This is a genomic window from Streptomyces sp. NPDC000075, from assembly GCF_040301925.1.
GTDB classification, from domain to species: domain Bacteria; phylum Actinomycetota; class Actinomycetes; order Streptomycetales; family Streptomycetaceae; genus Streptomyces; species Streptomyces polychromogenes.
Genome location: NZ_JBEPFL010000009.1, coordinates 217,874 through 230,898 on the forward strand (window position 1 = coordinate 217,874; position 13,025 = coordinate 230,898).

Annotated in this window: 11 protein-coding genes and 1 pseudogene; 3 read left to right on the plus strand and 9 right to left on the minus strand. The window is 70.7% G+C overall.

Features of this window, described 5'->3' with window-relative positions; translation table 11 throughout:
* Positions 1–436: 436 nt before the first annotated feature.
* The 3 genes and pseudogenes from ABT403_RS14060 to ABT403_RS14070 all read right to left on the minus strand — a co-directional run bounded on the left by ABT403_RS14060 (position 437) and on the right by ABT403_RS14070 (position 3,329).
* The gene (locus ABT403_RS14060) at positions 437–1,471 is read right to left on the minus strand and encodes a hypothetical protein (RefSeq protein WP_344151971.1); all 1,035 of its coding nucleotides are present in this window, start codon (positions 1,469–1,471) and stop codon (positions 437–439) included.
* Between the two features lie 161 nt (positions 1,472–1,632).
* Entirely contained in the window at positions 1,633–2,397 is a 765-nt protein-coding gene (locus tag ABT403_RS14065) for an SAM-dependent methyltransferase (protein ID WP_344151974.1), read from the minus strand.
* A gap of 49 nt (positions 2,398–2,446) precedes the next feature.
* A pseudogene (locus tag ABT403_RS14070) lies at positions 2,447–3,329 on the minus strand (IS5 family transposase).
* A gap of 267 nt (positions 3,330–3,596) precedes the next feature.
* Here ABT403_RS14070 and ABT403_RS14075 point away from each other — a divergent pair.
* A complete protein-coding gene (locus tag ABT403_RS14075) occupies positions 3,597–4,088 on the plus strand; it encodes an ATP-dependent Clp protease proteolytic subunit (RefSeq protein ID WP_351648960.1) in 492 nt (163 codons plus the stop codon).
* Here ABT403_RS14075 and ABT403_RS14080 read toward each other — a convergent pair.
* From ABT403_RS14080 to ABT403_RS14090, 3 genes are all read right to left on the minus strand, one after another.
* Positions 4,039–4,728 carry a HalD/BesD family halogenase gene (locus ABT403_RS14080; RefSeq protein ID WP_344151980.1) on the minus strand — a complete coding sequence of 230 codons (690 nt, stop codon included), beginning with the start codon at positions 4,726–4,728 and terminating at the stop codon, positions 4,039–4,041. The genes ABT403_RS14075 and ABT403_RS14080 overlap by 50 nt on opposite strands.
* A gap of 349 nt (positions 4,729–5,077) precedes the next feature.
* Positions 5,078–5,899 (minus strand): lipase family protein, encoded by an 822-nt coding sequence (locus ABT403_RS14085; RefSeq protein WP_344151983.1) that lies wholly within the window; start codon positions 5,897–5,899, stop codon positions 5,078–5,080.
* 771 nt (positions 5,900–6,670) lie between these two features.
* Positions 6,671–8,068, minus strand: a complete 1,398-nt coding sequence (locus ABT403_RS14090) for an NAD(P)/FAD-dependent oxidoreductase (RefSeq protein ID WP_344151986.1) — start codon at positions 8,066–8,068, stop codon at positions 6,671–6,673.
* Positions 8,069–8,127: 59 nt separating this feature from the next.
* Here ABT403_RS14090 and ABT403_RS14095 point away from each other — a divergent pair, with 59 nt between their 5' ends.
* A complete protein-coding gene (locus ABT403_RS14095) occupies positions 8,128–9,297 on the plus strand; it encodes a carboxylate-amine ligase (RefSeq protein ID WP_344151989.1) in 1,170 nt (389 codons plus the stop codon).
* 16 nt (positions 9,298–9,313) lie between these two features.
* On the opposite strand, the gene ABT403_RS14100 is transcribed toward ABT403_RS14095, so the two are convergent.
* The 3 genes from ABT403_RS14100 to ABT403_RS14110 are packed head-to-tail and all read right to left on the minus strand — an operon-like array spanning position 9,314 to position 11,665.
* Positions 9,314–9,943 carry a histidine phosphatase family protein gene (locus tag ABT403_RS14100; protein WP_344151992.1) on the minus strand — a complete coding sequence of 210 codons (630 nt, stop codon included), beginning with the start codon at positions 9,941–9,943 and terminating at the stop codon, positions 9,314–9,316.
* Complete coding sequence (locus tag ABT403_RS14105) at positions 9,940–11,112, minus strand: enolase C-terminal domain-like protein (RefSeq protein ID WP_344151995.1); 1,173 nt, start codon at positions 11,110–11,112, stop codon at positions 9,940–9,942. Before ABT403_RS14105 ends, ABT403_RS14100 begins: the two co-directional genes overlap by 4 nt.
* Before the next feature lie 13 nt (positions 11,113–11,125).
* Positions 11,126–11,665 (minus strand): hypothetical protein, encoded by a 540-nt coding sequence (locus ABT403_RS14110; RefSeq protein ID WP_344151998.1) that lies wholly within the window; start codon positions 11,663–11,665, stop codon positions 11,126–11,128.
* A 624-nt stretch (positions 11,666–12,289) separates the two neighbouring features.
* Between ABT403_RS14110 and ABT403_RS14115 the strand changes: the two genes are divergently transcribed.
* Complete coding sequence (locus tag ABT403_RS14115) at positions 12,290–12,853, plus strand: VanZ family protein (protein ID WP_344152001.1); 564 nt, start codon at positions 12,290–12,292, stop codon at positions 12,851–12,853.
* The last annotated feature ends 172 nt before the right edge of the window (positions 12,854–13,025 follow it).

A 13,025-nucleotide genomic window follows, 5' to 3' on the forward strand; every position in this document is an offset into this window, starting at 1 on the left:
GCACTGAGTCGCTGACCAGCGGTGATCAAACTCCGATTGAGGTGTGACAGCGGAGCTGGACCGATTGACACCGAAGTTGGATCGAACGCGTTTTGTGACAGCGAAGGTGGATCACTGCTGTTCAGGGGCCCGAAGCGGTCGTGCGTCGGACTCTCGTACCGTGCTCCTGCCAGTTGGACTGCCTGCCGGAAGCCGGTGCGAGGACCCCCGCTGTCCCGTCTCAGCGCGGTTCGACCGGGGCGGTCCAGGCTAGAACGGTGGCTCCACGCTGAACCCGCCCGTAGCGGCCTCGGGATCGTCCTGCTCTCGCCGCTCCGCCGCCTCTCGCTCCCGCTCCCGCTTCCGCTGTTCGGCAGCCGCGCGACTCTCGGCGATCGTGGGAATGGCGTCGAGAGCCGCGGCCGGGCGGCCGTGCCTGATCAGCATGTCGGGCAACTCATGGTGAACCAAGTAGTGGGTGGAGGAGCGGAGCAGTGCGAGGGCTTCCTCCGGCTGTCCGTCCTGCTCCAGCAGCCGCGCCAGCGCGGTGTCCCACTCGCCCGGCTCCCGCTCGTTGAGGGCGGTGGCCTCCAAGATGCCCTCCTTGCAGCGGCCTGCCTCGCCCAGAAGCCAGAGCCGCAGGTGGCGGACCTGGTCCGCGCAGCACGCTCTCCGCCTCGTCCGCACGCCCCGCGTCCTCCAGTGCCTTCGCATACACGTCGAGGGCTGAGCGGTGGTCTTCGGCGGCCAGGGCCCCCAGCTCCTCGATCATGCCCTGCCGGGCGAGGAGCTCCGCGTAGTACTCCGGGAAGTTGACGGGGTGCCGTCGGCCCAAGCCCCTCTCGGCGCGCAGCACCTCGACGGCCTCGTCCGTGCGCCCGGCCCTCTCCAAGACCTGGGAGATCAGGAGCAGCACATGCCACCGGTCCGTCCGGTTCGTCCCACAGGATCCGCCGCACCGCTCGCACGCCGCGCCTTCGGCAGCCTCCATGTGCCCGGCCTCCCGTGTGAGCACGTCCAGGACCAGGTCGTCGTGTCCCCGCCCCTCGGTGATCTCGACCAGGCGGGAGCGAAGCCAGTGCTCCCCGAGGTGGGGTGAGAGCACGTCGACGGCCTCCTCTATCCGTCCGGCCTTCGACAGCAGCTCGGCGTAGCGGGCGCACACGTGGCCGTCGCCCAGTTCGGTCGCGTCCGGGCGCACCCGCGCGAGCGCCTTGTCACCATGGCCCTGGTGGATCATGATCTCGACGGTGAGCCACTCGGCAGGTCGCCAGCCGATCTCAGCGAACGGATCCAGCAAGGCCAGCGCCCGGTCGCACTTCCCCGCCGCGCACAACTCCCGGGCCGCCGCCTCCGCGCAGTTCCAGTCGCCGCGCTCCCCCGCCGCCCGGACCAGCAGTTCCACTTGCCCCAGGTCGAGGAGGGTCCGCGCCATCCGCGGGTAGACGCCACCGTGGTGGCGCGCCTGCCAGGAAAGATCGTCAATGTTCACCCGGGCACCCTAGGCACTGCCACCGACAGCCCCCGCCCAACGGGAGCCGGGACACTGGCAACAACCTCGTACACGGCGATCGAACTCCGCGGGGGCAAACCCGTCACCTTTCTGTCTCTCCGATCACGACCGAAGAGACAGACCGTCGACGTGGCGTCTGCTCAGTTCTTCTGTGCGGTTACCAGAGCGAAGGAGAGGAATTCCCCGCGGTCTGTGGTGAGCATGTCGATAACGGGCTGGTTCGCGCTCCGGCCGTCGGGATGGTGCTCAGCGCCGGCCCGGGCCCACAGCAGCCAGTCCTGCCAGGCGTCTTGCTGCAGCCGCGCGGATGTGACCTTCACCAACTCGGTGATGTCCCACTGGAAGCGCCACCACTCCGCCGTGTGCCAGGCGATCGCTTCCCAGCCAACCACTTCCTTGATGTGGGGCGGGATCATCCCGAGTTCACGGATCTCCCGCGTCATGGCGGGGGTCGCCATGCCCAGCTGTCCCCCGGGCCGGAGGAAGCGCAGCAGGTAGGGCAGGAAGGTGTCCGCCGTACCGAAGTACTCGAAGGCGTCCACGCTGACGATCGCGTCGAAGCTCTGCTCCTCGAACGGCAGAGTGTGAGCCTCCGCTCGCACGGCCTCCACCTGGCCGCCGACACCCGCCGCGGCGAAGACCGCTGCCGCCTGTTCCGGGGCGATCCACAGGTCGGCCGCGACGACCTCGACTCCGTACTCGCGGGCCAGGAACACCGACGTGGCGCCCTTGCCGGAGCCGAGGTCGAGAACCCGCATGCCCGGGCGCAGGTCGAGATCGTGGGCGAGGTCTTCGAGCAGCCACAGCGGGTTCGGCCCCATGTCGAGGTCGAGCAACCAGGCGGGGTCATACCGAGAGGAGCGCGGATAGCGGTCCGGACGTACGAGATCGTTCAAGGCAGTCACGAGAACGCACCTAAGCTGATCATATGCCCGGCCGCAACCCGTTTTGGCCCTACTGCGTCGGCTCTTGGTCCACATAGGAGGGTGCGGGCGGTAGTGCTGCGGCGGTGACGGTGCCGAGGAAGACGTATCCGCGCTTGTCGTAGCGGGTCGCAACAGCTCTGAACTACTTCAGCTTGTTAATCGCGCGCACGACGGTGTTGCGCTTCTTGTAGCGGTCCTTGTCGAGCCGGGAGGCCGTCCGCCGCGGGATCTCTGCGCAGGCGGCCGGCTGCCTGGTCCCGCTTCTCCGGGATCACGTGTCGGATACCGCGCTCGCGTAGAGAGGTGCGGGTTCTGCGGTTGCTGTATACCTTGTCGGCGCCCACTCTGTCGGGCCTTCGGCGAGGCCGACCCGGGCCCAGCCGAGGGACCCGAATGTAGTCCATGACCGCTTCGAACTGCGTACAGTCGGCCCGCTCAGGTGCTTTGTCGTCAGCCCGCCGCGCGAGCGACCGAGAGCCTCGCGGCCGCACCGCCTCCTCCAAAAGCGGCTGCAGATGCAAGTGCGCGCGCATGTGAGCTGATCTTTTCGCGGCCCCCCTTTGACGTGGCCGTCAGGGTGGGCGGCGGCGCCTTTGGCGCTCCGGCAGCGTGCAGGGGGGCGCGGATCGAGGTGGAGTCGATGTTGATGTCCCAGTCGACGTCGCCTCGGAGTCGGCAACGGCCAGGACGTGTCGGAACAGCGTCTCCCCGGTGCCATCTGCCGACCAGAACATGTGCCGTTTGTGGATGGTCTGCCAGGGACCGAAGCGGGCAGGCAACTCGCGCCACTGGCAGCCGGAACTGACCCGGTAGATGATCCCGTTGATCACCTGCCGATGGTCTCGCCACCTGCCGCATCGGTTGTCGCTCTTCGGCAGCAGCGGCTCCCTAGCCTCCCGCCGCGCCGGCAGCCGGCATAGTCGGCTCGCAGCCCCGAAGCTCCCGGCGACGACAGCCGCCACTCGGCGGCACGTTCGCCGGGAGCCGGGACGGGGGCTACGAAAGGGGAAGGCCCGCGCGCCCTTCACGCACGCCCCCGGCACCCGCCGCCCTGCGGACGCGGTCATGGAGCGGCTGCTACGGAACCGCGCCATTCACCTCGGCGGCACGATCACCGGCGAGAGCGCCGACCCGTCACCACCCAGCTGCTTCTCCTGGCCTGGGAGAGCGAAGCGGACATCCGCCTTACATCCGTTCAGCCGGCGGCCCTGGTCACTGCGGGCATGGCCGTCTACGACACCATCCAGCACATTCCCAACGACGTCGCCACCACTGGCCTGGGATTCTGTGCCTCCATGGGACAGTTTCTGCTTACCGCGGGCGCTCCGGGCAAGCGGTCCGTGCTGCCGCATACCCGGATGATGCTCCACTTGCCCGCCCTCACCCCAGGCGCTGACCGCACCGTTTCTGGCAACCAGCCTGGGGAAGTGCGTCACCACCGCCAGCAGATGGTCCGTCTCCCCCACATCGGGCACGGCCGGGATCCTCAGGCCGAAGACACGCCGCCCCCGCGCGTTGTGCGGGGCCCGCGCGCCTGTCAGGTCTGCCGTACGGTCCGGCCGCACCAGCGCGGCTCGCGCAGGTCAGGGATGGTGGCACAGGCCCCCGGGATGACTGCTGTCACCGCTCCTGGTGAGGGCCGCCGTAGAGCAGGGCCGCCGACGGTGTGACCGTGGTGCGTTCCTCAGGTGTGGTGTAGGCGAAGTTCAGCACGGTCCGCCGCCGGCCCGTTTTGGTCAGGGCCGTGACGCGGTGGGCGGTGGTGTCGGCCCGCAGGACGTAGGCGTCACCGCGCCGGTGGTGCGCGCGCCGCACGCCGTGGCGCTCCAGGGCGCCCAGGTCACCGGTGTGCGGTGCGTATTCCAGCAGGCCGCCCGCCGCAGGATCCTCGGGGGCTTCGATGAAGAGGACCAGGGCGTAGGGGTAGTCGTCGGTGTGGGCGCCGTGGGTGTCGCCCGGGCGGTGCAGGATGTTCAGGACGTGGCGCTCCAGCACGTGGGGTGGAGCGATGACCGGGCCGGCGGTCAGGTTCTGCAGGAAGGACATCAGGGTCGGGTCGGTGTACAGGCCGGTGATCAGGGGCGAGTGCTCGGCGATGAGGTGGCCTCCCAGGGCTGTCATGTGGCGGGGCGAGTCGTCGGTGCAGGCCATCGCGAAGTCCCGCCGCTGCCCGATCGCAGCCAGCCGACCGGCCTCCGCTCCCAGCCGGGCCAGCAGATCCGGGCCGACCAGGCCCGGCAGACGCACATAGCCCTCCTGGGCGAACCGTGCGCGCAGAGCGGCAGCCGTCTCATCAGGGAAGGTGAACATCGCGCAGCCTCCATCCCGGACCCGTCCGCCTCCCGGCAAGGGGGGCTTCGTCATCGTCCGCTCACCCGATCCTCACACAACCCCTGGCCCACACGCGGCCGTTACCCGCCCGAACGGCCGAGCAGGCCAGCTGCGTCGGAACGGCGCTGCCCTAAGCGCATGGCGGCCCTGGACCGGGCCAAGAATGATCACCGGGCGGTATGGCATCAAACCATCGCCTGCCCGCGACGCCCGGCCTGATCACCAGGCCGCCCCGCCGGGCGGCCCGCTCGGCCTCCCGGCTCCCGCGGCCGACGACCCGCTGCCCGCTGCCCGCGCGCAGGGCCCCGCTCGGTCCACTCGGTGACTGTCAGGTGAGGTTCTTCTCCATCGCGGCCACGTACTGCTTGACGGGGTGGTCGCGCAGTGCGTCGCTCGCGGGGGCGAGGAGGTCGGCCGTGGCTCCCTTGACGCGGTCGGCGAGCGTGCCGAGGAGGGGCATGGAGGGGCGGATGCGGCCGGAGGCGTCGATGTAGTGGAGGGTGTCGACGTGGGTGTAGGCGGGTTCCGGGGGGAGTTGGGGGACGATGTCGTTGTTGTTGACGTAGCGGTGGAGGCGGTCCTTGAAGCCCTTGTTGCAGGAGGCGGCCAGGAGGCGGTCGCAGGTGCGGGGCTGACCGTAGGTGTAGATGCCATCGGCCTGCAGGCGCGGCGCCTCCAGGTACATGCGGCAGCCGGCGAGCATGGCGAGTGCGCCGCCGAGGCTGTGGCCGGTGAACCACACGCTCTGGTCGTTGTCGCGGAGTTCGGCCAGGGCGTCCTTGACGGTGGGGAAGATCGAGTCGAGGGCCTGGCCGAAGCCGTAGTGGACGTAGCCGGTGTGGGCCGGCCCCGGCCACGGGGGTGTGGCGGCGTCCGAGAGCCAGTCGCGGATCTGCGCCGGTTCGGTACCCCGGAACCCGGTGATGATCATTTTGTCGCTGGCGATGGTGTAGGCCTGCGTGTCCTCCAGCGGGAAGGGCGGCGTGAAGCGGGTCTGGTGGTGCCGTACGCGGTCGAACCCCCAGTCGCGGGCCTTGCCGGCGATGGCCGCTTCGTCCTTGTAGGCCAGCTCGGCGGCCTGGACCATCCAGTAGGCGAGCTGCGGGTTGTGCTTCCTGGCGGTGTGATCGATCGTCGACGGTACGGACACGCTGTTCTCCCGGCAGTTCGTAGGTGACGTCGGAATACGCGACCACGGAGCCCCGGCCCCTTGAGGCGGCACCTCCCAACCGACCCCGCAGAGGCCGTCCCTTGGTCGTGCGAGGAGACGGTAGCCGCGTGCAGGCGCGGCTCAACGGCGCTGGAGTCCCAGGTGGTGCGCCAAAACGATCCCTCGTCACCCGAACGGCCGCGCGACTCAAGAACGCACCGGCTCGCCGAGGGCGCGCTCGGTAAAGGACGAGACTCTTCTCCACGCGACACGGGACCGCGGCGCGCGCCAGAGCGCCGCTGCCTGTTGGAGCGCAGGATGGCGACGAGACATACCTGAGCTCTCCCAGACAGTCGGCGTGCTCGATACGGCGCTGCTTGCTCCACGCGTTGGCGCCCGAGTCCCAGGCCCCGCCTCCGGCGTCGTCGCCCGGTCTTCGGCCTCGCCGCCGCGCACTGACGTTCTATGTCTTCCCGACTGGACCGCTCATGGTGCCGCGGGGTGGCTCCTGCCAGCACCGCGGTCGTGGCAGCAGGCCGATCACCGCGGTGGTTGAGGAGCCGGTGCACCGTTGAGGCGACCGTCGCAGGACCTACCCGACCGGCCTGAGGATGAGCACGAGGACCGGCGCGACGGCGGCGTGCTGCGCCGTGGACATCGCACCGTTGGGGGCCGGACAGCGCCAGGTCGGGGGTTCGGGCCCGACCCGGCCACCGGCGGAAAGGAGGTGCAGTCGCCGGCGCGAGCCGGGACAACGAGCAGCCGGTCACCTCAACCTTCCCGGGGGTCGGGGGCGTGGCGTAGGCGGGGGTGGGGGTGGAGGTCGAGGTAGAGGCCGGCGGTGGGCTGGTCGGGGCGGGTGGGCAGGGGGAGGAGGTCGCTGGTGCTGTGGCCGCCGAGTCCGTGGTCGCTGTGACCGGGGCGGGGTTGGGAGAGGGTGGTGTGGAGGTGGTCGAGGAGGTTGTGGCGGCTGTCGTGGAGGTCGTCGGTGCCGGTGATGATGTTGAGGAACGATTCGTGGAGTCGCAGGCCTTGTTGGTCGCGGTGCGTGAGGGCCTGGGCGGTGCGGAAGTAGGAGTCGCGGCCGTCGTGGATGCGGTAGAAGGCGCTGACCAGGATGAGGAGCCGTTCGTAGGCGTGGCGGTAGGCGGTTTGGTAGAAGTGGCGGGCGTGTTCCTCGTCGATGTCGCCGGCCAGGATGCCGGTCAGCGCGGCGGCGGTGAGGGTGGCGCTGTACATGGCGAGGTGGACGCCGGTGGACAGCAGGGGGTCGAGGAAGCAGGCGGCGTCGCCGGTCAGGAAGTAGCCGGGGCCGCAGAAGGTGCGGCTGGTGTAGGAGTAGTCGCCTTCCACCGTGAGCGCGGTGTCCAGGTGCGCTTGGTCCAGGATCGCGCTGAGAAGGGGTTGTCGGGCGAGGGCCTGGTGGTAGACGGCGTGGGTGGAGCCGCGGGTGCGGCGGGCGGTGTTGAAGGAGGTTTTGTCGGTGACCAGGCCGACGCTGAGGGTGTGATCGTGCAGGGGGATGGCCCACAGCCAGCCGTGCCGGGGCAGGGAGAACACGCCAATCGCGCCCGGGGGTCCGGGCAGGGGCTTGGCATGGCGCCAGTAGCCCCAGGCGGCCACGTTGCGGAACACGTCGTGGAAGCGCCGGTCGCGTAGCTGTCGGGCGGCCATCCCGGCCCGTCCTGAGGCGTCGATGAGCTGTTCGCAGGTGAGGTGGCCCTGGCGGCCGTCCTCGTCGGACCACAGTACGGCGGTGGGCCTGCCGTCTTCGAAGACGATCCGGCGGACGCGGACGCCTTCACGGACGTCGGCGCCCTGGTTGCGGGCATGGGTCAGCAGGAGGTGGTCGAATTCGCTGCGGATGACCTGGAAGCTGTAGGCGGCGGGCCTGCCGGGCTCGTCGAAGCCGAGGGACCATTCCTGGCCGCCCCAGCCGTAGTACGCGCCGGTTTTGCGGACGAAGCCGTGGGCTTCGACCGTCTCGCGGGCTCCGAGGACGTCCAGCAGGGGCAGGAGGGACGGCAGGAGCGATTCGCCGACGTGATAGCGGGGGAAGTGGTCACGCTCCAGGAGCGTGACCTCGGCCCCTTGGCGGGCCAGGAGTGCGGCGGCCGTGGATCCCGCCGGGCCGCCGCCGATGACCAGGACTGAGGTGTGACGCCTCACATGGGCTCCTTCCAGCCAGGACCCCCGATCCCGTAACGGTAAGTGACAGACTGGTCGCCATGAAGAGCGAGAAGTGGACATCCGCGCCCACCGCTGAACAGACCGGCGGCACTCCTTCGCTACCGACCGGCTCCACCGCACCCGTGCTCCGGATGGGCGTGGAGGAGGAGTACCTCGTGGTCGATCCCGTCTCCCGGCAGCTCAGCACCCGCGCGGACAAGGTCGTCACCGAAGCGGCCACGGAACTCGGCGACCGGGTCACCACGGAACTGACCCGCTACCAGGTCGAGATCCGCACCCACCCCCACACCAGCCTCACCGCCCTCGACGAGGACCTGCGCCACAGCCGGCGGTCCGTGGCCCGCGCCGCCGCCCGCCTGGGCCTGCGGATCATCTCCAGCGGCACCCCCGTGCTGGGCCAGCACACCCCCCTGCCCTTGTCGGCCGGCCGGCGCTATGCGCAGAGCCTGGCCACCTTCCGCGCCCTGGACCACGAACAGACCGTGTGCGCCTGCCACATCCACGTGGAGATGCCCGGCCTCGCCACCGCGCTCGCCCTCAGCAACCACCTGCGGCCCTGGTTGCCCGCCCTGATCGCACTCGGCGGCAACTCCCCCTACTGGGACGGCCAGGACACCGGCTACGACAGCTGGCGCACCCTGACCTGGGGACGCTGGCCCGTATCCGGACCCCCGCCCTACTTCGAGTCCGCGGCCCACTACGAAGACCTCATCGGCCGGCTCCTCACCAGCCACACCCTCCTCGACCGCGGCGGCGTGTACTGGGACGTCCGCCCCTCCCACCACGTGCCGACCCTCGAAATCCGCGTGGCCGACGCCACCCCCACCGTCGACGACACCGTCCTCCTGGCCGCCGCCGTCAAGGGGCTGGCCGCCACCGCCCTCGCAGCCGTCCGCGACGGACAGCCCGCGCCCCGACCCGAAGCGGAACTGCTGCGGGCGGCCTGCTGGCGCGCCGCCCGCGACGGCGTCCGCGGCCACAGCATCGACCTGGCCTCCGGCCGCCTCCAGCCCACCACCCGGCTCATCGAGCAGCTGTGGACCACCGCCCTGCCCGCCCTGGCCCCCGAGGACCTCGCCCGACTCCACGCCACCCGCCGACGGCTCCTGGCACAGGGCAACGGAGCAGACCGCCAACGAGCCGCCTACCGCCACCGGCACAGCCATCACGACGTCATCGACCACCTCATCCAGCAGACCACCGCCTGAGGCCGGCGTCCGCAGGTCACCACAGGGGTCCTGCCGCGAGGCCGGGGTGGAGTGTGCGGTGCAGGGGCGGGCCGTCGGTGCCAAGGGTGAATTCGTCGGTCTGGAGGCTTCGGACGTGACGGGAGAGGGTCGCGTGCAGGCTGTGCCCCAGCAGCAGTCCGTGGAGCTGTTGGAGGAAGGTTCCGTGAGACGTAACGAGGACCGACCGGGCGGGCAGAGCCTGCACTGCGGACAGGAAGGCCTGGGCCCGGGCTCGCAGCTCGGCAAGCGTCTCTCCACCGGGCGGGTTGACTGAGTGCCGTACGCCGCCGGCTTCCAGGTAGGTGATCTGCCCGTCGCACGCGGCCACCTCCATGCGGCTGAGTCCTTGCAGCGCTCCGTAGTGGCGCTCGTGACAACGCACGTCGCAGACGATGTCCTCTTCCGTCAGGCCGGTCAGGAGCAGGGCCGTCTCCATGGTGCGGCGGGCGGGCGAGGACAGCACGATGTCGGCCGACAGCAGCCCGGTGGCCCGCACGTAGTGGCGGGCCGCCTCCCGGCCCTGGGCGGAGAGCGGCACGTCCAGGCGCCCGGTGATGTATCCCGCCGTGTTGTGTGCGGTCAGCGAGTGCCGCACCGTGACGATCGCCAGCTGGCGGTCCTTCACCTCATCGCCCCGCGAAGCAGTTCGTTGGTGCGCAGGACGGAGCTGAAGTCCGCGAAGGGGCCCACCTTGAGGTATTCGGCGCCGAACTCGACGGCGACGTGGCTGATCAGGGGGCTGTCGGTCTCGGCCGAGCGGGCCGAGGCGATCAGCGGCAGTCCGAGCCGGCCGGCCAGGCGGGCGAACCGGCGGGCCTCGCTGAGGCTGCCTGCCTGGTCAGGTTTGAGGAGCACGCCGTCGACACAGTGCGCGAGCGCCGGCAGCCGCTCGGGGCAGGTGGAGGTGATGTTGTCCCCCAGCAGCCGGCAGTGCGGCGGCCGGGCCGCGCGCAGCGCGCTCCAGCCGGCCCGGTCCGTTTCGGCGAGGGGGTCTTCGACCATGACCAGGTCGAAGGTGTCGATCAGCTCCAGCCAGTAGCCGATGAGGCCGTCCCGGTCGAAGCGCCGGCCGCTGACGGGGAGCACGTACTTGTCCCCGTGCAGCCAGTCGCCCGCGCTCGCGTCGACCATGAGGCCGAAGTCGTCGCCGAGCCCGGTCTGCTGCAGCAGAGCGGTGACCAGGGCCAGGGCCGCCTTGTTCGGCTCGGGGCCCACCTCGTGTACCCGGTGGCCACCCACGTCCCGGGTGGGGAGGTCCGCAAGGGCGGTACGGGCGGCCGGCAGGAGGCGGCGGTAGGCGTCGATCGCGGGCACCATGGCCGTGCCGCGGGGCACGAGAAGGAACTCGGTGAAGTCCGCGGCCACCGGGAGGCTGTAGGCGTGCAGGCCACCGTTGAGGAGGTTGAACAGCAGTCGCGGCATACCGGGGCCGCCGGATCCGGGCCCGGGGCGGCGGGCTTCGAAGTGGGCCGCCGAGAGGCCGTAGCAGGCCGCGTGTCCCCAGCGCGGCCGGTATGCCTCCAGTGCCTGGTCGAAGGAGGTCTGCCCGAAGGGGCGCCCGCACAGCGCGGAGCGGGCCTCGGCCAGCACGTGCCGCGCCGTGACCGCCCGGCGGTCGGCGCCCTTCTCGTAGACGCTGGGGGTGTCGGCGCGCGGGCAGGCGGCGCGGCCGCTGCGGCCGTCGGCGAGGTGCACCGCGAATTCCGGCGTCCACTCCAGGTGCGTGTTGAGGACCGTCGTGCAGTCGATGCCGTCGACCACCATGTCCTGATCCTGCGCCGGCATGGCGATCATGGGGTTCTCCCTGTCACAGCCAACTGATGCGGGCGCTCGCGAGCTGTTCCCAGTGGGGCGGCCGCGCTTGCAGGCCGTCGGCAGCCGTGTCAATCAACTGCTCTACGAACCTCATGATGTCCGGCTGCGCGGCCTGCAGATCGGCGACGTCGTGCGGCCCCACCTCTCCGCGCCCGACCCCCGCCTCCGCCAGCAACGCGGCCGGGTCGGCAAGCCTGTCGGCCAGCCAGCCCACGGGGTCGGCGCTCAGCTCTGGGGTGAACACGTCATCCACCGGCCCCCAGCCGGTGAAGGAGGGGTGGTAGTGGGCGCGGTCCAGGCTGCCCGGCGGGCTGGCCACGGACTCCAGCAAGTCCGCCCGCCACAAGGGCCGCTCCAAAGTGATCGGCCATGCCTTGTACAGGGAGCCGCCCGCATCACCCCGTTCGAACATCCGGACCTCCAGGCGGACGCCACGCTCCGGCCCCTCGCGGCCCGCCGGGAGCGAAGGATCGACCAGGTACAGATCGCCGACCACGACACCCAGCCGCTCAAATCCAAAGGCGTACAGCATGCCTCCACCCTGCAAGCCGAAGCCGCGCTCTGCCCGGCGTGCTGCTCCATTGCGGTAGCCACGATGGGGATCACCGCCCCCAGCCGGCGACCGGACCCCGGTCACCTGGAGGACCGGCAACACCGAAACCAAAGCCGTCGGCGCCCCCCTCACGGCGCGGGCGTCCTCACCGAAGGTTCGGCACACCAGGACACCGGGACGACGCCGCCTGCCGGCCCTTCGGCGGTGGTACCGCGTAGGCCGGCCAGGCCAGGGTCACCCGTGGGCCGCCCGAGCCGGATAACCCCGGAGCGGCAGCGCGCCCAGGTCGTCCCCGGACTGGGAGAACCGGGCTGGCCTGCTCGGCATCCCGGCGGCGAGCGCAGGAGGCTGTTGTGGAGAGCCGGGTTGTGTTCAGGCTGTGGTGCGCGGGAGGGCGGCGCGGTCAGGGGGAAGGGTGGGTTGGGCTGCCTGGGCCATCCATTGCAGGGTCTGCTTCGGCTGTGTGCCTGGTTGTGGGATGCCGGACGTCCAGAGGTTGAGGGTGAAGCGGGAGGCGGCGAAGTCACCGAGCACACTAGAGTGGTCAGCGGCGCGGCACGATCATGGAAGTAGCATATGTCCACTGCCCTGTCCTCTGGTGTCATGTCCGCCGGTGTCGTGTCCCCTGACGTGGCGTCCGCCGGTGCGATGTCCACGGCGCAGCACGCCGCCGTCGCGGCGGTCCTCGTGCTCGTCCTCGGCGCGGTCGGGTCGGCCCTGCGGCGGCCGCTTCTTCGGCGAACCGGCTCCTCCCCGTCCGCGGTGCTCGGCCTGCTGTTGACGGCCGCGGTGCTGATGGGGATCACCCTGCCGGATCAGGTGGTTCCCGGGGTGGGCGCGAGGCTGGCCGCTTGCCTGGACGGCGCCTCGGTGCGGACTCTGGGCGGCGGATGGGCCCATCACGCCGCCAACGTCGTGCTCTGGTCTGTGCTCGGGGTGTTCGGCACGCTGGCAGTCCGCCGCCCGGGGCGGGTCGTCACGGCCGTGTGCGTGGTGTGGGCGGCCGTCGAGCTGGCGCAGACCCTGGATCCGGTGCGCTCCTGCCAGTACGTGGACTGGTTGGAGAACACCCTGGGCGCGGTCCTCGGGGCGCTTGCCGTGTGGGCGGTGGGGCGGCGCCGCACTCTGGCCGAAGGCCCGGAATCAATCCCAGGCGAGGCGCGCTGACTCCTGCGGCGCCGGCACCACCTCGTGGCGGCCCTTCTTCTTGTTCCCGCTGCGTGTGGCTCGCTCAGGGCGGGTGTCAGCCGTTGGAGAGAGTGCAGTTCTTGACGACGCCGGCGTTACCGCCCAGGAGGATGCAGGCGGCGTAGGTCTTCGGACCCGTCCCAGAGCCGGT